General features: G+C 56.1%; 13 protein-coding genes. All 13 read right to left on the reverse strand.

Translation table 11 applies throughout. The annotated features are described in order from the left end of the window. Positions 1–8 precede the first annotated feature (8 nt). The gene (locus HNV11_RS16605) at positions 9–656 is read right to left on the reverse strand and encodes a bifunctional 4-hydroxy-2-oxoglutarate aldolase/2-dehydro-3-deoxy-phosphogluconate aldolase (RefSeq protein ID WP_171740727.1); all 648 of its coding nucleotides are present in this window, start codon (positions 654–656) and stop codon (positions 9–11) included. Next, complete coding sequence (locus HNV11_RS16610) at positions 653–1,663, reverse strand: 2-dehydro-3-deoxygalactonokinase (protein WP_171740728.1); 1,011 nt, start codon at positions 1,661–1,663, stop codon at positions 653–655. Before HNV11_RS16610 ends, HNV11_RS16605 begins: the two co-directional genes overlap by 4 nt. Before the next feature lie 34 nt (positions 1,664–1,697). Continuing rightward, a complete protein-coding gene (locus HNV11_RS16615; protein ID WP_240163979.1) occupies positions 1,698–3,893 on the reverse strand; it encodes a pyrroloquinoline quinone-dependent dehydrogenase in 2,196 nt (731 codons plus the stop codon). A 50-nt stretch (positions 3,894–3,943) separates the two neighbouring features. After that, positions 3,944–4,921, reverse strand: coding sequence for a hypothetical protein (locus HNV11_RS16620; RefSeq protein ID WP_171740730.1), 978 nt, complete (start codon positions 4,919–4,921; stop codon positions 3,944–3,946). A 140-nt stretch (positions 4,922–5,061) separates the two neighbouring features. Then, positions 5,062–6,537: a RagB/SusD family nutrient uptake outer membrane protein gene (locus tag HNV11_RS16625; protein WP_171740731.1), complete on the reverse strand. Its 1,476-nt coding sequence runs from the start codon at positions 6,535–6,537 to the stop codon at positions 5,062–5,064. Between the two features lie 11 nt (positions 6,538–6,548). Next, positions 6,549–9,539 carry a SusC/RagA family TonB-linked outer membrane protein gene (locus HNV11_RS16630; protein WP_171740732.1) on the reverse strand — a complete coding sequence of 997 codons (2,991 nt, stop codon included), beginning with the start codon at positions 9,537–9,539 and terminating at the stop codon, positions 6,549–6,551. Between the two features lie 121 nt (positions 9,540–9,660). Beyond that, a complete protein-coding gene (gene dgoD, locus HNV11_RS16635; protein ID WP_171740733.1) occupies positions 9,661–10,908 on the reverse strand; it encodes a galactonate dehydratase in 1,248 nt (415 codons plus the stop codon). Between the two features lie 79 nt (positions 10,909–10,987). Then, positions 10,988–12,343: an enolase C-terminal domain-like protein gene (locus HNV11_RS16640; RefSeq protein ID WP_171740734.1), complete on the reverse strand. Its 1,356-nt coding sequence runs from the start codon at positions 12,341–12,343 to the stop codon at positions 10,988–10,990. A gap of 77 nt (positions 12,344–12,420) precedes the next feature. Further along, complete coding sequence (locus tag HNV11_RS16645) at positions 12,421–13,956, reverse strand: SusD/RagB family nutrient-binding outer membrane lipoprotein (protein WP_171740735.1); 1,536 nt, start codon at positions 13,954–13,956, stop codon at positions 12,421–12,423. A gap of 62 nt (positions 13,957–14,018) precedes the next feature. Beyond that, positions 14,019–17,153 (reverse strand): SusC/RagA family TonB-linked outer membrane protein, encoded by a 3,135-nt coding sequence (locus HNV11_RS16650; protein ID WP_171740736.1) that lies wholly within the window; start codon positions 17,151–17,153, stop codon positions 14,019–14,021. A gap of 44 nt (positions 17,154–17,197) precedes the next feature. Then, on the reverse strand, positions 17,198–18,442 hold the full coding sequence (locus tag HNV11_RS16655; RefSeq protein WP_171740737.1) for a mandelate racemase/muconate lactonizing enzyme family protein: 1,245 nt from the start codon (positions 18,440–18,442) through the stop codon (positions 17,198–17,200). A 72-nt stretch (positions 18,443–18,514) separates the two neighbouring features. After that, entirely contained in the window at positions 18,515–19,552 is a 1,038-nt protein-coding gene (locus HNV11_RS16660) for a LacI family DNA-binding transcriptional regulator (RefSeq protein ID WP_171740738.1), read from the reverse strand. 233 nt (positions 19,553–19,785) lie between these two features. Next, entirely contained in the window at positions 19,786–20,388 is a 603-nt protein-coding gene (locus tag HNV11_RS16665) for a chemotaxis protein CheB (protein ID WP_171740739.1), read from the reverse strand. Positions 20,389–20,503 lie beyond the last annotated feature (115 nt).

The following is a 20,503-nucleotide window of genomic DNA, read 5'->3' on the forward strand; positions in this document are numbered from 1 at the left end:
TCGGTCGCTTACGGGTTTAGGTTGGGCAGGCGGCTCAGGAAATCCCGGAAATGGGCGTACAGGCCAGTCCAGTCTTTAGCGCGGATCAGGTTCCTGTCGAACAGATGGCTGCCTACCCCTACGCCATCGGCACCCGCTTTGAAAAAATGCGCCATAGTATCCAGACTCACCCCGCCGGTAGGCAGGAGCCGGATCTGGTTCAGGGGACCCTTCAGATCTCGGATGTAGTCGGGGCCGAGAGTCGTGGTCGGAAACACCTTCACCATTGGCGCGCCCAGCGACCAGACTTTGAACACTTCGGAGGGCGTAAAGGCGCCGGGAAAGATGGGAACGTTCCGCTGCAGGCAGGTGTGGATGACCTTCTCGTCGATGATCGGCGTAACGATGAACTGCGCTCCGGCCGCCAGCGCGCGCTCCAGATCATCGGGGGTGCAGACCGTACCGGCACCGATGTTCATTCCATCGGCAACGTGCATCCGCGCGTACCGGATCAGGTCTTCGGCACCGGGTGTATTCATCGTAATTTCAATGGTCGTCAGCCCGGCATCGCGGTACACGGGCAGGATTTGCCGGACATCGGCAACGGACAGGTTCCGGACAATGCCAACGATAGGCGCTCTGGCGAACAGGTTCCAGGAGAATGCGTGCTGGTTCATCGGGCAGTTACTTTTAGGGCCTGGTTCTGAAACAGGATGACCTGCCCCACACCGGCGGCTTTATCAATCAGTTCGGCCGGTACGAAGGTGGTCCGGGCCGACAGCTTCAGTTCGTCAATGGCCAGTTTATAGAAAGCGGCTAACCGGCTGCCGCTGCACAGGACCAGGGGCCAGCGTTCTTCGGCCAGCAGATGGTTCAGCTCGGAGCCGATGAGCAATCCGCTCAGGAAGAACGCATTCTCGGTTTTGGTGAATTTGCCGAATAGCTGATTCGTTCGAATCGTGAACAGGCCATTCAGGATACCCGTCGAAACCGACTGATGTACCCCCAGCCGGAACGCCCGAACGTTACCCTCCGAAAAATCGGTCAGGTGCGTCCGATCCACGGAGTCTTTCAGGATACTATGGCTCGCCATCAGCGCAAACAGCTCCCCGGTCATGTAGGTCGAGAAGCTGATCAGCCGTCCCTCCTGCATATAAATATGCTTGGAGTGAGTACCCGGAAAGATGAAAATGGCCTCCCGGTTTCCGTCGCCCGACAAGCCAAACAGGGTCACCAGCCCGATGAGCTGCGTTTCTTCGCCCCGCATGACGTCCTTTTCGCTGCGCACGCCGGAAATCAGCATGATCTCGTGCGGGAAGTCGGGCTGCGGCTCGAAGTGTCGGACGCTCGACTGGCTGCCATTGACGGCAAAGGGCAGCGTTGCATAGGGCACCTCGTCCATACCGATGGAAGACGATGCCATACCCGAAATAACGACGGGAATATTGGCTAAGCTGATAGATAACTTCCGGGCCAGGACGTCGATCTGCCGCTTTAGCTGCTGCCGGAAAAAGTGTTTTTTGGCAATGCCCTTCGTTTCGCCGGTTTTCTGCCAGGCGTCGAACGTATCGGCAATGCCTTCGGGCGAAAACACCTCCCCGACGCACTGATAATCCGAAAGCTTGAGCAACTGTAATCGAAACAGCGAAGTCCCCCAGTCACAGCACAATAAATAATTCGTCATTGAACGTCTGTTGATACAGTTGAATAGCAGCTTTTTATTTACGTAACGCCGATTCGGGCAGCGCAAAGGCGACATATGACCCACCCGGCTTCAGCCCGTAGCGGGTTCCTCCGGCAGCCAGGGCGATGTACTGCCGACCGTTTACCTGATACGTAATGGGCGTGGCAAAGCCCCCCGCTGGCAGCTTAGATTCCCATATGACCTTACCGGTTTTCCGGTCAAACGCGCGTAGCTTCTCGTCGTAGGTCGCGGCAATGAAGAGTAGTCCGCCCGCCGTTACGATCGGGCCGCCATGGTTTTCCGTACCGGTGTTCCGCAGACCTTTGGCAGCCAGCTCCGGGTACTCGCCCAAGGGCACCTGCCAGACGTATTCACCCGTGTTCAGGTTGATGGCGTTCAGCGTTCCCCACGGTGGTTTGATGGCCGGGTAATTGTCCTGATCGCGGAACTGCGTGTTACCATTGTTCAGGTAGGGCGGCTGGTACGGGAAATCGGCACCTTCGGGCGTCCGGGTCGTTACCGTCGAATTGTGAATATCTACCGATGCCGACGCCACCGGCTGGGGCTTGGTGTCCAGATGGAGCAGGAAGTCAACAATAGCTTCGCGGTCTTCTTTGGCAATGTGCTGGAACGACGGCATCCGGCCCCGCCCGCTGGCCAGCAGGCTATGAATCTGCGCTTTATCCAGTCGCTTGCCCACGTCGGTCAGGTCGGGGTACGCCTGTGCGGTTTTTGTTTCGGGCTTGTCTTTCCCGCTGATGCCATGGCAGACCGAACAGTTGGTGTTGAACAGATACGAGCCCCGCGTCTGGGCTACGCCTTTACTTTGCACCCGGCTGTCGCGCATCTTCAGCCACCAGAGCATATTGTTGGCATTTACGTAAAAAACCCCCGACGGATCGGCTGCGGTTCCGCCCCACTCGGCTCCTCCACCAAAGCCGAACACCAGCGACCCTTCCTCATTGGGCAGAACATACTTGCCGCCCTGCTGACTGTTCCGGTAGCGCTCCAGCACATAGGCCCGCGCTTCGGGCGTGCGGTTGGTGATGGTCGCTTCGCTCAGTTCCTGCAGGGCAAACGGAGCCGGTTTGCTCGGTACGGGCTGCGTCGGCCAGGGGTGTTCGCCCGGCAGCGCGGGTGCGGTCGGTACGGGCACTTCCTTCACCGGAAAGAGCGGCTTACCCGTATCCCGATCGAACACAAACACGTACCCATCTTTGGTCGCCTGCGCTACGGCCTCCACCAGCCGGCCATTGTGCCGGACGGTCATCAGGTTGGGCGGACAGGGCAGATCGCGGTCCCAGAGGTCGTGGTGAACGGTCTGAAAATGCCAGATGCGCTTGCCGGTGGTGGCGTTCAGCGCGATTACGCAGTTGGCAAACAGGTTCTGGCCTTCACGCGCGCCCCCATAAAAATCAACCGAAGGCGAGCCGGTTCCGGCATAGACCACGCCCCGCTTTTCGTCGATAACCATGCCCGCCCAGCAGTTAGCTCCGCCGAGTTTTTTATATGCGTCTTTCGACCAGGTTTCGTAGCCATACTCGCCCGGCAGCGGAAAGGTGTGAAACACCCAGGCCAGCTTGCCGGTGCGCACGTTGAACGCCCGGATATACCCCGGCGGGGCGTCGCCCCCTTCCGAAACACTGGAGCCCGTAATCAGTAGATCTTTATAGATAACCCCGGGCGTAGTCATCCGAATGGACAGGTTCGCTACGTCGTGGCCAAGGGTTTCTTTGTCGCCCAGCCCTTCGTGCAGATCGACTTCGCCGTTTTTGCCGAAGCTGGAAATTGGCTCGCCGGTCTGCGCATTGATGGCGTAAAGCGACGAACCGACCGAATACAGGATGCGCTTGTCATCCCCGTCTTCCCAGTACACCACCCCCCGGAGCGGATGGAAGCGGGGCCTCTTCTGCGGATCGGCGAAGGGGTCGAATTTCCAGCGCTGCTTTCCGGTGGCTGCATCTACGGCGAACAGTTTCATGCGGGGGGTCGTACCGTAAAGGACGCCCTTCACCACAATCGGCTGGCACTGAATGTCCATGCCCCGTTCGGCGGGATTGTTGTTCTCGCCCGTATCGAACGACCAGGCTAATTGCAGGTCTTTGACCGTCTGGGTGTTGATCTGGGTCAGGGGCGAATAGCGATTCCCCGCCGGGTTGCCGCCATACGTCGCCCAGTCCTCATTATTCGGATCATCGTCGCCGGGATTCAGCTCAGGGGTAAGCCGCATGCCGAAGTTCGGCAGGAGGGCACACGCGAGCAGAAGAAGATAAACTCGTTTCATGGAGTGGGGTTCTGGTAAAACGTATAGGTAATCGTCCACTTCACTTCCTGGCCGGGCTCGGCCCGCAGGTGGATATACGGCTCCGGGCAGGAGGTGGTTGAGCAGGCCCAGAACACCAGCTTTTCCAGCGGCTGATCGGAAGTGGCCCGCACCCCTGCGCCGGTCTTCAGGTTTTCAATCCGGATGTCGTAGTCGCTGGACGTTGGCCCGAAGCCTTTCAGCCCCGCGCTGTACACCTGTTCTCCTTTTTTGAGCTCGTCCGAATACATCAGGCTGCTGCCCCGCGCGTGAATGATCGAGCCAAAGCCTTTGCCTTCGGCTTTTACGTCGAAGGGAAACCGAACAGCGATCTGAGGACCGGTGGGTTCTTTATCAATTACGAAGAAATTGTGGTTATATACGCTGGTTTCGATGAGCTTCTGACCGGTGTTTTTCAGCCGATGCTCCAGCACGAGTTCGGGCTTGCCTTTGGTCAGCCGAACGGTTTTGGTGTAGTCGTAGCCATAGCCGCCGGCATCGGCCAGTTCGTGCCGGAATTCAACCCGGTCTTTCCGCGTTTTAACCCGCCATTGGCCATAATCCGCTACGTCGTAGGGCGCGGCAAAGGCATAGGGTTTGTCACTCGCTTTCCGAAGTGCGCCCACACCGATCTTCACAAACAGATCGCCGGGTTTGGCGTCGGCATAGCCCAGGGGCGTAAACTCCTCTACCGGCCCGTTAATGGCGTCGTGGGTTTTGGGGTTATAATTCTCAAACCACTGGTCCACATAGCTGTGCCCTTGGTGAGAAAGGCTCTTAAACGCCCCCGACCAGTCGAAGCGGGTGCCTTGGTAATAGCCCTGCCGGGCATCAGGCAGATACAGGATCGTCTGAATAAGCCCATTGGACAGCTCCGCCTGCGGCCATTCGGCCAGGGGCTGGATGCTGCCGCATAGGCCCCAGACGACGCTGAGGGCAAGCAGTGTTTTTTTCAAGGTTGTAGCCGGTTAAGAGCGTGTATTCCGGTCGGTCGTTGTTGTGACCAACTTCTGTTTGGCGCATGCCGGATAAAGAATGAAGCGTTAAGTTTGGGTGCTGGCCCCGCGTGAGACCGGCACCCGAACGACGGTTCCGCTTAATTCAGATTGGGGTTGATGGACGTATCGATGTAGGGCAGCGGGAACCAGTAGTTGGCCTTGGTGATCGGCTTGATGGGCTGTAGATCTTCGGGGCTCTTTCTGGCGTTCGCTTCTTCTACTTTTTCGAGCCGGATCAGGTCGAACCAGCGCGTCCGCTCGCAGGCAAATTCCCAGGCTCGCTCCTGCACCACTTCGTCGGCAAACTGAGCGGCCGTCAGCCCATCGGCGGGCGACAGCGCTTTCGTGCCTGCTGCCCGGCCCCGTAACCGAACCTGATTCAGGGCGTCGTAGGCCGCCTGATCGGGGCCGCCCGTTCCGCGCGCTTTGGCTTCGGCATAGATGGTCAGTACGTGCGGGTAGCGCATCATGACTGAAGGCAGCGAAATGCTGGAGGTGACGATATTCCCCTTGATATACCATTTTTTATAGTACGGGTGTTTGGTCAGGCTCTGCTGCCAGGGGATTTTGGTAGCACCCAGCCCAAACTCCGTGCGGAACGTAGCGTCTTTACGCGGCCCCGCCGGGAAGTCCCGGAAGAAAAAGAGTTCGGCAAACATATCGTCCCAGCCGCCTTCTTCGCCGGGCATCGTGGTGTTGCCATAGGTCGCGTTGGCCGTACCGCTGCCGCCCGTAAAGCCGTTGATCTGGAACACCGACTCCGGAATGATCGCCACCGCCGGGTCGTTATCGAACACGGCCGCGAACGTCGGCAGCAACTGAAAGCCGTAGCGGGCGCTGTTGTCAATGACTTCCTTCGCCTTAGCCGCAGCCAGGTCGTACTTGTCGGTCTGCTTCAGCGGCCAGCCCGCCATGGTCAGGTACACATCGGCGAGATACGCCTTTGCCGAACCGGCGTTGGGCCGACCCGGATCGCGTCGGGTGTTGGGCAGCATGGTTTCAGCTTTTTTCAGATCCGAAACAATCAGGTCATACACCTGGGCGGGCGTTGACTTTTTGATCGTCAGCAAACTGTCGGAATATTCCCCCGACATCACCAGCGGAATGTTGCCGTAGAACCGCGTCAGCCAGAAGTACGAGAACGCCCGGATGAAGTGTGCTTCGCCCGCAATGATGTCGATGGTCGCTTTTGTACCGGTCGTCTTCTGGTAATTATTGATGACGTTGTTGGCGCCCTGAATAGCTTTGTAGCAACCATTGTAGACCGCACCAGACCGCTGATTCGTGGTCGATACGTTGAACTGATCGAATTCGCGCCAGTCGGCTTTGTTACTGGCCGGGTGGGTCGTTACGTCGTCGGCGCCGATGGTGGCGGCATTGGCCGAAGGATGCAGAAAACCATAGGACCACTGGGCACCCAGACCCCGGTAAGCGCCCGTCAGCGCCGACTCCAGACCTTCCTGGGTCGAGAGAACGTTCGGGCCATAGAGCAGGCCGGTGGTATCTTCTTCCAGGTAGCCCTTGCAGCCTGCTCCCAGCACAGCTATGAATGAATATAAGAGTAATTTTTTCATGATTAAGGAGTTTAGAAGCCCAGATTCAGACCCAGCGTGTAGGTTTTGGCGTTTGGATAGGAACCGTAATCGATGCCAATGGCCGTATCGGTGGCTGAGCCTACCCGCGCCGACTCCGGATCGGGCCCTTTATAGTCCGTGAACGTCAGCAGGTTGGTTGCGCTGGCAAACACCCGGATGCTGGCTTTGTTGCGGATGAAACCGGTGGGCACCGAGTACGACAGGGTTACGTTCTTCAACCGAATGAAGCTGCCGTCTTCCAGAAACCGGCTCGACTGCGTAAAGGGCTGATAGGTTTTCGTGAAGGCCGGAATGTTGGAGGTTTCGTTGCCGGGCCGGTAGTAATCCCGGATTTCGGCCAGAATGAACTGCCGCGCATCGCCCGAACCCGATAGGGCAGCCGCCCGCGTGTAGTTGAGCTTGTCGACGCCAAACACGCCGTTGAAGAACACGTTCAGGGTCAATCCTTTGTACGTAAACGTATTGTTCCAGCCACCGGTTGCTTTCGGGAAAGCCCGGCCAATAATCTGAAAATCGTCGGTTGTGATGGTGTTGTCGCCGTTACGATCTTCGTAGTGCGGGTCGCCCGGTACGCGGCCAAATCTGGCGGCCAGATCGGCTTCGTTGGGTTTGAAGGTGCCCAGGTATTTCAGGCCCCAGTATGAACCCAGCGGTTCGCCCGGCATGAGCATAAACTCGTTGGTGGTCGACATCCCGGCGCCTACACCCGTGCCCGTGCCCAGCCGGGGCAGCCCGCCCAGACTGAGTACCTGGTTCCGTAAGGTCGAAAAGTTCAGGTTTGTCTCCCAGCGGAATCCGGCTTTGTCGATTGGCGTCCCGCCGAGGGAGAACTCAAACCCTTTGTTTTCAACCTCGCCCACGTTTCGGGTTTGCGTACCGCCACCGGCATAGCTCGGAATGGCTACGTTCAGCAGCAGGTCGGTCGTGTTTTTCTTGAAGTAATCCGCTTCCACCCGAACCCGGCCGTTCAGGAACTCCATTTCCAGACCCACGTCGACCTGACGGGTTGTTTCCCAGCGCAGATTGGTGTTGCCGGGATTGCCCAGAATGACCCCCGCCGTAGCCGCCGTGTTGTTGAAGGCCGAAACAGCGGTGTTGTACAGCGACAACGTAGCGTAGGGATTGATCGCCTGGCTACCTGTCATGCCCCAGCTACCCCGCAGTTTCAGGTTGCTGAATACGTTGAGTTTTTTGATAAACTCTTCCTCCGACAATCGCCAGCCCAGCGCTACTGATGGAAAGATACTATTCCGGTTTGCCGCGCTGAACTTGGACGAACCATCGCGCCGGACGGCCGCCGTTACTAGATACTTGTCTTTATAGCCATAGTTAACCCGGCCCAGCAGCGACAGCAGCGTCCATTTCTGATACCCTGACGCCACCGACGCGGCTGCATTCGGCCCGATGTTGTCGTAGCCCAGTTGCGGGAAACGGAGCCCGGAAGCGCTGGCCGTAAAGTTCCGGTCGGTGAACTGCTGCGTCTCCAGAACGGCAACGGCATTAATGGAGTGATCGCCCAGCTTCAGGTCGTAGTTCAGCGTGTTGGTGTTTTGCAGGGTTAGCTGCTCCGCCGAAAACCGGCTGGCCGTCGGGTTGTTGTTCGATAAGCGTCGGCCCGTAAAGTTCAGGTTCTGCGCGTTCAGGTAATTGACGGCATACTGCAGATCGAGGGAAAGACCTTTTACGGGCAGTTTGTAATTCAACCCACCGTTGACGTTCAGGCTCGACCGGTTCGCGTCAATAGACTGATCGTAGAGATAGTCCAGCGGATTCCGGTAGACGGAGCCAATCGGGTCCGTAAAAGTAGGCTGTCCGTCAGCGCCGTAAGCCGGCGTTGTGGGTGCCCAGGCCAAAGACTGCGTAATAGCGCCCCCGTCGAGGGTGTTGTGGTTTCGGGACTGCGTTCCCCACAGGTTCAGCCGAAAGGACAGCTTATCGTTAACCTGCGTATTGAGATTGGTTCGCAGAATGTATCGTTTGAAACCGCTGTTATTGACGATGCCGCTCTGGTTCAGGTAGTTGCCCGAAATCAAGAAGGTGGTTTTATCGCCCCCACCTGACACCGTTACCTGGTGCTGCTGTCCGCTGCCGGTCCGGAACACCAGACTCTGCCAGTCGGTACCGCCTTTTTGCCTGAACTGGGCAATCTGATCGGCAGTAAACGGCAGATTCGAGCCGGTGGCAGTCGCGCGGGCATTCACAATCTCGGCGAACTCCCCAGCCGGTAATACGTCGTATCGCTTGATAATCTCCGAGACGCTGCCCTGTCCTTCGTAGTTGACTTTCAACCCCCTTGCGCCTTTCCGGGTCGTAATGATGACGACCCCGTTTGCTCCGCGACTCCCGTAAATCGACGTCGAAGCCGCGTCTTTCAGGACCTGGATAGTCTCAATGTCGCTCGGGTTGACAAAGTTGAAGTTAGCGCCCACGTAACCATCGACCACATACAGCGGGTCGTTGTTGCCGAGTACCGAATTGGCGCCCCGAATCCGGATGCGGGCGTCGCCACCGGGTGCGCCGTTGGTTTGCGTGACCTGCACGCCCGCGGCCCGGCCCTGCAGCACCTGATCCAGGCGAGTAACTGGCTGCTGGGCAAACTCCTTGGTCGAAATCGAGGTCAGAGCGCCCGTTACGTCGGTTTTGCGCTGGGTCCCGTAGCCAACCACCACTACTTCGTTGAGGGTTTTCTGATCTTCGGCTAACTGAACGTTAAGAACCGAACGTCCATCCACCGGCACGGTCTGACTGACGTAACCAATGTTGGAAAACACCAGCGACGCATTCCGACCCGCATTCAGCGAGAAATTACCCGACGCATCGGTAGCGGTACCGAGCGTCGTGCCGCTCACCTGCACGTTTACGCCGGGTAGGCCCTGGTTGTCGGGACCGGTCACTTTGCCGGTAATCCGGCTGCTCTGCGCAAAGGCCAGACTCTGGCCAAGCAGCAGAAGCAGGGAAAAGAATTTGACATAGTTTTTCATGTAGAGGGTTTATTTAGGATTGACACTTTAGAGTTATTAGTCATCCATTGTCGGCTGTCGGGGCCCGATTGCGGTCGATGACAACTTATGACGACCATTGCCTATCAATGACTAAGAGCTTTTACCAGTCGACGACGGAGCCATCGAGCGCGTTATAGGATTCAGGATTCTTCCAGTCGTGACCGATTTTTCCCTTCATCTGGTCTTCGTCCAGCTCGATGCCCAGCCCCGGTCCTTTTGGAATCATCACCGTCCCGTCTTTCTGCAGCTTAAAGGGGTTCTTCAGATAGCCTTCGCCCAGCGTGACCTGCTCCTGCACAAGGAAGTTGGGCACACTGGCGGCCAGGTTCAGGCCCACCGCCAGCGAAATCGGCCCCATTGGATTGTGGGGGGCAATGGGAACGTAATAAGCCTCGGCCATACCGGCGATGATGCGCCCTTCGGTAATGCCCCCGGCATGGCAGAGGTCGGGCTGTACGATGCTGGCGGCCCGTTTTTCGAGGATTTCGCGGAAGCCCCACTTCGTAAAAATCCGTTCGCCGGTGGCTATCGGCAGGTGCGTTCCCCGTGCAATGTCGACCAGCACGTCTACGTTCTGGGCCTGCACCGGCTCCTCCACGAACATCGGTTTATACGGCTCCAGCTCTTTGATAAGTAGCTTGGACGTCTGGGGCGGAATGCTGCCGTGGAAATCAATGGCAATGTCCATGTCGTCGCCACCGGCTTCGCGCAGTGATGCGAAGTTGTCAATGGCGTATTTGATGAACTTCGGGTTCTCGACGAAATCGGACGGGTTCTTTTTGGCAACGCCCGTCTTGATCACCGTAAACCCTTCGGCCTTCCGTTTCTTCATGTCCTCGGCATTGCTGGCGCGGCCGTAAACCCGCACCCGGTCGCGCGTGGGGCCACCGAGCAGTTCATACACCGGTACGTTCAGCAGCTTGCCCTTAATATCCCACAGCGCATGGTCGATGCCGCTCAGCGCACTCGTCAGGATGGGGCCTCCCCGGTAAAAGGCGTGGCGATAAATGGCCTGCCAGTGGTGCACCACCGCCCGGGGGTCCTTGCCAATCAGATACGGTTCAATCTCCTTAATGGCCGTCTGAATCGTGAGCGCACGACCTTCGAGCAGGGGTTCGCCCAGCCCGACAATGCCTACGTCGGTGTGAATTTTGAGGAAAATCCAGCGGGGTTTGACCAGGAAGGTTTCGAGTTTGGTAATCTTCACCTTGCTGTAGTCCCGAAAGGGAGCGGGATTGGCGGCATAGGACGATTCGGGCAGCACCATCGTGCTCGCTCCGGCCAGACCCAGCACCGACTGTATGGCCGAGCGCCGGGAAATACCCGATTGTTTGGAGGATGATTTCATAAAGGAAGAAGGTTAAGGAAGATGATAGGGACTGAGGGAGCGAAGACCGAGAGCCATTCCTCCTGCAATCCCGTACTACTCAGGGCCGGATCAGGGTGCCGTCCATTTTCCGCACCTGCCAGTTAGACCTGGTACCGATAGGATACTTGGCGGCTTCTTTTTCGTTGATATCCACCCCTAATCCCGGCACTTCGTTGACCGACATATAGCCCTTATTCATAGTTGGGCAACCGCTGAAGACCTCCTGCATTTTATCGGAGAACTGCACGGCCTCCTGAATACCGAAGTTCCACACTGCCAGGTCGACGTGTGCATGGGCCGCGTGCCCCACCGGCGAAACGTCGCCCGGCCCGTGCCAGGCAGTGCGAATGTTGAAGAACTCGCCCAGCCGGGCTATTTTCATGGCCGGCGAGAGACCGCCAATCTGCGAAACATGGCACCGGATAAAATCGAACAGGCGGTTCACCATGGGCTCTTTAAACTCGTTAATGTTATTGAATAGCTCACCCATAGCAATAGGCACCGTAGTCGACTGGCGGAGTTGTCGGAACCACTCCATGTTTTCGGGCGAGAAGGGGTCTTCGATAAAGAAAGGCCGGTACTCTTCCAGTTTCTTAATCATGTTGATGGCTTCCATGGGCTGCACCCGCTCGTGGATGTCGTGAAGCAGTTCTACCTCGTCGCCACAGGCTTTCCGGACCACCTCAAACATCTTCGGTACCGATTTCAGGTAGAGCGGCACGTTCATGTAATTGTCGGTTTCGCCCCCAAATCCGGCCGCCTTAAAGTCGGGTTTGTCGGCGGTGGCCCCAACAGCCCCGTACCCGCCCTGCTGAATGCGGATGTGCCGGAACCCACGTTCCATGAATTTCTTCACGTCCTCGGCAACGGCTTCGGGCGTGTTTCCATTCGCATGCGTATAGCACGGAATGGCGAAACGGACTTTACCGCCCAGCAACTGATAAACCGGCATCCCCGCCCGCTTGCCTTTAATGTCCCAGAGCGCCTGGTCCAGTCCGCTGAGGGCGTTGTTGAGTACGGGGCCGTTTCGCCAGTATGAACTGACATACGCGCCATTCCATATATCCTCGATGTTGTCCACATCCTTGCCCACGCAGAAATCATTGAGGTAGGCGTTGATAGCCGTAACCACGGCAACTGCTCGTTGCGTGAAGGTAGCGCAGCCCAGACCGTAGAGCCCCGGCTCGGTTGTTTCGACTTTCACCACGATCAGGTTCGACCCCTGGGGTGCCGTAGCGATGGCCTTTACACTCTTGATCTTGACGGGCGCCATGCCTTTTGCATACTGCGGAGTGCCCTGCTGTTCGCGGGCCTCGGCATTGGAAATACCACCAAACAGGCCCAGCATTCCGGCCGAAGAGCCGAAGCCCAGCATTTTCAACGTCTCACGACGACTTTGATCAGGTTTATTCATGAGTAAGAAGTAGGTATTTAGGTAAATGATTGGGGGATGGGTCCCCCCGGTTAACCGGGGAGACCCGAACACTCGTATTATTTCTTATCCCACCAGACGCGGGTGTCCAGGGTGTTAGGCCCCTGCCGCGAGATCGCTTCGTTCAGGCTGCCCGAATTGACGACAATCTCACTGTCTGGATACGGCAAGCGCCGGATAAAGTCGCCCTTCACTTCCGAGCCGGGATAAGGGTTCTTCTTCAGGGCCGGGTAGCCGCTGCGCCGGAAATTGGCGAAGGCTTCGTTGCCGTCGAGGAAGCTGGCCACCCAGTACTGCGTATTGATCTGCTCCAGCGCCTTGCTTGTATCCAGCGGGTGGGCATCCAGATAAGCCTTGATACTCGCTTCCGGAATGAGGGAACCATACGCAGCCATCTGCTCCAGATTGGCCCGGATACCTTTTGCGTAATAATCAGCCGCCGAGCCGGACACCCAGCCGCGCACGGCGGCTTCGGCCAGCAGCAGCAGCGTCTGCGCATACGTCACGTGAAATTCGGGTGCGTCGAGCTTGAGTACGGTGTTCAGGTTTACCTGCGAGAAATCCCACAGACTGGCTACGCCGTTCTGCGCCAGCACCGACGTAATGGACACGTCATTGTAGCCCATGGGCATGCCGATCTGTACCTTCGGATCGGACGAAGCCCGCGCGGCTACCTGCTCCTGCCCGCCTTTGGCACCGACGTAACGCACGGCAAAAATGGGCAGCCGGGGGTCGTCGTTTGCCTTGAGGTAATCCACAAAGGGGGCCGCGAGGTAAAAATTGGTTTTCTCCCGGGCCGCTAAGTGGTTGGCGATAAAGTTATTATACGTAGACGTATGCCGGAGAATCGAGTTATCGGCGTTGGATTGCAGGACTCCACCCGCTACCGCCTTTTTTACGTAGGCTTCGGCCATTGCCGGATCGACTTTCGTCAGGCGCATGCCCGCCCGCAGCATAAAGGAATACCCCAGCTTTTTCCATTTGGCAACGTCGCCCCCGTACAGGATATCGGTAGTTACCGGAGTCTGCGCGGTCGTCAGAGCTGCCGAGGCCTCATCCAGTTCCTTCAGGATATCTTTATAGATGGCCTGCTGCGGGTCGTATTTGGGCGTAATGACCTCCGTGGTATAGCCCTGACCCGCTTCGAAATACGGAATGTCGCCGTAGGTGTCGGTCAGGATCATAAAGACATAGGCTTTCCAGATTCGGGCCGCGTTATACGTGTTCGACTGCTGCGGATCGGCCTTGGTCTGCTCCAGCACGGCCACCAGTTGCTTGAGCACGTTGCGGTAAAAATTCTGCCAGACCAGGGGCGTGTTGCTGTTGTTCACCTGATCGTAGTTTGCGCCCGACAGCGAGCTGCCGTAGGGCGTAATGATCTGCTGCACAATCCCGAAGTTGTAGGTCAGCATACCCAGTGTACCGAACCCGTCGAGGTAGTTGGTGTTGATAATGGCCTTGTTGAGCACCATCGAAGGAGCCAGATAGGTCGGGTCTACCTTATTGGTGTTCAACTCCGTAAAGCCTTTATCGCAACCCGTCAGCAGGCCCAGCGAGAGGCCCAGCGTAAGGGAGTATTTCAAATAGATGTTCATGATCTCGTTTCGGTTTAAAAGGGTCTTTTTCTGCCGTTGAATTGCCTGACGACAACGGTAAATCAGAAGCGAACGTTGAGGTTGAAGCCGATACTGCGGGTAGGCGGCAGGCCCGGCCAGAAGTCCAGTCCCACGGCGTTATCCGACGAAACCAGGGCTTCTTCGGGGTCCATGTTCTCGGTCCATTTTTTCAGCACCAGGACGTTGTTGGCAACGGCGTTCAGGCGCAGTCCTTTGATGAACAGCCGTTCGGGCAGCAGCTTCGTGAAATCATAGCCCAGCGTAACCTGCCGCAGTTTCCAGAAACCGGCGTTGAAGACAAAGTCTTCATTGATACCCAGCGGATTCAGGGATTCGTAGTAGGGTTGCACGGCGGCTTTGGTCTTGTTGACCTCCCCGTTCGGGTTTACCCCGTTGCCAATCACGTAGCCGACATCCCGGCCCGGCAGCGTCCGCTTCGACAGCCCATGCCGCATGTAGTTGATGTTCCGGCCAGCAATCAGTTTGTGCCCCAGCTTGAAATCAATCAGCGCCGACAGCGATATGCCCCTGAACGTAAACGTGTTGGTAATACCCCCGAAGTAGGTTGGGAGCGCGTTGCCCACGTTTTTCAGCGTGTTGTTGCGTAGTGGTAGGCCGCTGTTAGCGTCGAATACCTGCCGGCCCTGCGCGTCCCGCATATATGTAAAGGTGTAGAGCTGACCAATGGGTTTGCCTACAACCTGGTGCAGGTTCCGACCACCTCCCGAGCTGACCGTGATGACGGTATCGTTTGGCGACAGACCCAGCCGCAGAACTTTCGAGGTGTTGTAGGAAACGTTGGCGCTCACATCCCAGCGGAACGATTTGGTCATCAGGGGCGAGAAGGTCAGCAGCATCTCAAGGCCCTGGTTCATACTGCGCCCGACGTTAATCAGCTTGCTGGTGTACGAGGAAGCATCGGAAATCTGAGCAGCCAGAATCTGATCGTCGGTGGTTTTGTGGTAGTAGGTAAAGTCAAAGCCTATTTTGTTGTCGAACAGCTTCAGTTCCACCCCTACTTCGGCTTCCTGAATGCGGAGGGGGCGCAGGTTCTTGTTTGGAACGACCGACGCGTTGATACCACCAACGGGGACTAGCTGCCCCGTCGGGTTCGGGAACGAGTTGTTATCTACCTGGTAATACAGCGCATTGGAATACGGGTTTACATTGTCCGACCCTACCTGCGCGTAGGCCGCCCGCAACTTACCGAAGGATATCCAGGTCGGTAGTTTTTCGAACGCCTGTGAGAACACAAAGCTACCCGTAACGGATGGGTACAGAATGCTCCGGTTCGAGGGGGCCAGCGTCGAGAACCAGTCGTTCCGGGCCGTCATGTTCAGAAACAGGTAATCCCGGTACGAAATCGTTGCCGCGCCGAACAGGGAGTTGATTTTCTTCTCCGACAGGGCGTAAATCGGATTTTTAATTCGCCCGTTGGCTACCGTATACAGACCCGGCACGATAAAATCCTGCACCGTAACGCTGTTGTAGTCGTTGCGGGCGTAGCGGGCGTTACCGCCTAACGTAATGTCGACGCCAATTTTCCCGAACGTTTTATTACCGCCCAGGAAGAAGTCGATGTTCCGCTCGGTATTCTGCCGCACGTCCTGCGTGTAGGAACCATTCACGTAGCCCACGGGGGCTCTGGCAATGGGTGCGTAACCGTTGGGAATGTTGTAATCCTGATTCCGGATATAGTAATCCTGCGCAATCCGGCCCTGCAGATACAGCCAGTCGGTAAACTGATACCGAAGAGCAATGTTGCCGAAAATCCGGTCCCGGTTAATATTCTCGAAGTGTTTATTCATCGAATAATACGGGTTGTTCCGGACCAGAAAGCGCGAGAACACAAACTCATCGCCATTGGGCAGGGTCTGGTTCTGCTGCAGCGCTTCGAAGGGCATGGAGTTGGCCAGCGTGAATACCACCGTTGACACCGAAAAATCCTGCGTGTTCAACTGGGGCGGGTTGATGTTGTTCTCCTTCGAATAGTTAATGTTTCCCGAGGCCGTCAGTTTGCTGGTGATGTTCTGGGTAAAGCCCAGGTTGATCACTTTGCGGTTGAACGTGTTGTTCTGCATGATGCCTTTGTTGTCGGTGTTCCCGAACGACAGGCTGAACCCACCATTCTGGCCGTTATTTGATACGGTCACGGTATTGGTGAAGTTGGTCCCGACGCGGTAGAACTTCCTGACGCGGTTAAAGACCGGTTCATACGGCCAGGTTTCGTTGTCGAACAGAACCTGCGTCATGCCCGGCTGGAACTTCTCGCCGAAGCTCCATACGCCCGAGGTCGGGTTTGGCGTCGTGGGTCGTTTACCACCTTCGCCCTGCCCGTATTCATACTGAAAATCCGTAAAATCGAGCGGGGTATCGGTCGTAAAGTTGGTGTTGTAGGTTACGCCGAAGCCTTTGCCCGTCCCCCGGTTTTTGGTCGTGATCATCACCACGCCATCTTTGGCGCGGGAGCCATACAGAGCGGCTGCTGTCGCTCCTTTCAGCACGGTCATGGTTTCAATATCGTCGGGGTTGATGCTGCTCAGGCCGTCGCCACCGTCGGAGCTGTTGGCCGCTCGTGAGCCAAAATCACCACCGAGGGAGTAGTTGGAGTTGTCGATCGGTACGCCGTTCACTACAATCAGCGGGTTGTTCTGACCGCTGAACGACGACTGCCCACGAATCCGGATTTTAGCGGTTCCGGCGGGACCCGTACCCATGCTCGTGATATTCACCCCGGCCATTTTGCCCTGCAGTCCGCTCACAAAATTGGGCGTGCGGTTAACGGAAATCTGATCGGCATTGACCGTAGCGGTGGCATACCCCAGCGTCTTGGCTTCTTTCCTGATACCCAGCGCGGTCACGATTACCTCGTTGATGTTTTTCGCATCCTCCACCAGCTGCACGTTAATAATTGAGCGGTTGTTGACCGGCACCGTCTGAGTTACGTAGCTGATGTACGAAAAGACCAGCGAGGCATTCGCCGGCGCGTTAATTGCATAGTTCCCCGACGCATCGGTAGCGGTACCGAGCGTCGTACCGCTGACCACCACGTTCACCCCAGGCAGACCCTGGTTGTCTGGACCGGTTACTTTACCGGTTACCCGGCTGCTCTGGGCAAAGGCATAACCCTGCCACAGAAACAGGAGGATGAAAAGCACGTTTACAGGTTTTTTCATGATTTAGGAATAGTTAAACGTGATAGGCACTACAAGCACTGAACTCACCAGTTGTGAATTGCCCCATCTGGGCTTTTCAGAATCGGATGCGGGAATTGCGTATTGGATGCCACTTCCATGACGAACGTGGCTTTCTTCGGGTCGAACTTTACGCCCAGGCCGGGTTCGGGATTCAGGTAGAGCTTCCCGTTTTTGAAGTTGACGAGGTCTTCGTTAAAATAGGCGGGACGTTCGGGTTCGCCCCCGCCCAGCTCCATCAAACAGCGGGTTGGGCTGCTCGAACCCAGCACATGCACCAGCGTAGCCGTAGCCAGCGGCCCCGTGAAGTGCGGGATCATACCCACGTAATGTGTCTCGCACATGGACGCGATTTTCTTCATTTCGGAGATTCCGCCGGTGTTGGGCAGGGTAACGCGGGTGTAATCGATCAGGTGCTGCTCAATAAGGGGGTTAATGTCCCAGCGGTCGCCAAACTGTTCGCCTACGGCAATGGGCACCGTCGTCATCGGCCGCAACGTTTTATACACATCCGGATTTTCGGACCGAACGATGTCTTCGACGAAGTATGGCTCGGTCTCTTCGAGCGCCTTGCAGATTTTTAACCCTTCTGTCGTGTCGAAACGGGTGTGCAGATCAACGGCCCATTTACCGCCCCCACCTACGGCCGCATCGATTCGTTTGCAGAATTCAATCGTCTTTTTAGCGTTGTCGTAGAAGTCAAAGGCAACATCGCCGTTGCCCCCGGTTGGGCCAATCCGGTAGGCGCGTAAACCGGCCTCGATGCAGTCCCGGGCACGCTCCTCTTCTGTTTTCGCCTTGGAGGCCCGGAAACCCGTGGCGTAACATTCGACGTAATCGCGGGTTGCTCCGCCGAGCAGTTCATACACCGGCACGCCCAGGGCCTTGCCTTTGATGTCCCAGAGCGCCATATCCAGCGCCCCCTGCGCGTGGAGTTTTTCGCGACCCGGCGGGTAGAACATGCCCCGGTACAGATTTTGCCAGATGTGCTCGATCCGGAATGGATTCTGCCCAATTATCATCTGGGCGCACTGCTCAATGGTATCTTTGGACCCACCTTCTCCGATGCCGATGATGCCGCCATCCGTTTCGATCTCAACGATGCCGCGAGCCTGGTTGAACAGGGGTTTGTTGTAGCCCGGCGCGTTGTAATACCGGACTTTGGTAATCTTTAATTTAGGCACGGCGGCCTCTGAATCTGCAAATGGAAACCCGGCCATTACGGCGGTTGAGCCAAGTACGGCAGATTTCAGAAAATTTCTTCGTTGCATAAAATTAGGTATAGGGTTCAGAGAAGGAGTAAATTTGCTTAAACGATTAAGCAAAAGATTAAAAATGATGGTCTAACTAACGGCTGCTTTTATTTTTGAGGAATTCCGGGCAATTAATCTGGCTTCCATCCGAATCTGCCGGGGTTCGGCCTGTGGGTCTTTCAGTTTGCTCACCAACAGTTCGACGGCTGCTTTGCCCAAGTCTTCCATCGGCTGCTGCAGATAGGTGATTGGACAGTAATACAGATCAAATGCTTCGGCCTGCCCAAAACTAACAATCGCCAGATCATCCGGCACCTTCAGGCCAAGTTCGTTGATGTATTTCAACCCGCTGATCGCCAGCCGGTAAGTTGCAAAAATCAAAGCGTCGACGGTGTTGTCTGACGCCAGCATGGCATCGATACCCGCCCGAATCTCTGATTCAATCCGGTTAAACTCTACCTCGGTCAGCCATTCGGGCCGGAACGTAACCCTGTTCGCCTGCAGGGAATCCAGATAGCCCTGTATCCGCTCCCGCATATGAAACAACTGCGACCGGTAGGCAATCATGCCGATGTTTCTGTAGCCGCTTTCGATCAGATGCGTCCCGGCTTCAAAGGAAGCCTTCCGGTTATCCAGCACGACGAAATCCGTCGGAATCTGGGGAAAGTGACGATCCAGCAGGACAAATGATACGTTTTTACTATTCAGGTATTCAATCTGATCTTCGGAACTCTCCGACGAAACGATGATAAAGCCGTCAACCTGACGATTCAGCAACACATTGATCAGGTCCCAAGACTTATCGGCATCTTCGTCGGAGCTGCCAATGATGACCGTATAGCCATGTTTTTTTGCTTCATCTTCCACAATCCGGGCAATGTTCGCAAAAAAAGGGTTAGATATATCTGCAATAATCAACCCGATGGTCTGGGTTTTGCCACTCCGCAGGCTCTTGGCCAAATAATTCGGCTGGTAGCTTAGTTCACTGGCTATCTGCCGGACTTTTGCCGCAATATCCGGCCCAACCCGGCTTTCCTTCTCTTTCCCGTTTAGTACGTATGATACCAGCGCCGTTGAAACGCCTGCTTTCTGCGCTATGTCCTTCATTGACACCTTTTTCTTATTCATAGTGGAATGGACAGGCAAGCGGGTAGGCTGGTTACATACGACTAATGCACTATAAGATTATGGCGCTAAAATGTAAGCTTAATCGATTAAATGCAAGGATAAATTGATAAATTTTTCTATTTACTTTCATTATATCAAGAAGACTCAATGAGCAGCACTTTCCATTCGTACTTAAACCCGATAACAATTCTGAATCAGACCCCGCCTGATTGCATTGTCGTTCCTGAACCTGCTTAGCTGAACTTTGGAGCCAGTTCACTCAGGCGGTTAATGAACCGGATCAGTTCCGGCACATCCAACACATAATCGACCGGTGCACTCAGAATAGCCTGTTGGGGCATGAACCCGACCTGCGCGGTTTCGGGCTGCTGAGCCACAAGAACCCCACCGGCTTTCTTAATGGCTCTCAGCCCCGCGGTTCCGTCGGCATTGGCGCCCGACAGCAGAACACCAACCAACGCCGGGCCGTAGACATCGGCGGCCGACTCAAAGGTTACGTCAATCGACGGTCGGCTATAGTTAACCTTTTCAGAATCGTCAAGCGAAAACGTGCCGTCCTGTTCGAGCAGCAGATGGTAATCGGCGGGTGCCAGATAGATATTCCCCGGCAGCATAGGGTCTTTGTCGTCGACTTCCCGGAGCGGAAGGTTTGTTTTGAAGCTGAGCAGATTCGCCAGCGTGGAGTCGGCCGTGTTTTTACGGTGTACGACAATAATCAAGGCGAACGAAAGCGGAGGACGTAAAGCAGGCAGCAATTGCAGTAATACGTCGATACTGCCGGTTGAGCCGCCAATCAATACAGCTTTATATTTCTCCATTAACCGATTTTCCGCCATATTTTTCGTTAGCTACCTGTTTAAATCTGGATTGTGTGGGTGAAAATTTCAGCGTTTCCCTGGCGCTCGGCGCCAGGGAACTGAGCGGCCCGAGACTTTCGTCGAACAGGCCAAG

It is taken from the genome of Spirosoma taeanense, assembly GCF_013127955.1.
Taxonomy (GTDB): Bacteria; Bacteroidota; Bacteroidia; order Cytophagales; family Spirosomataceae; genus Spirosoma; species Spirosoma taeanense.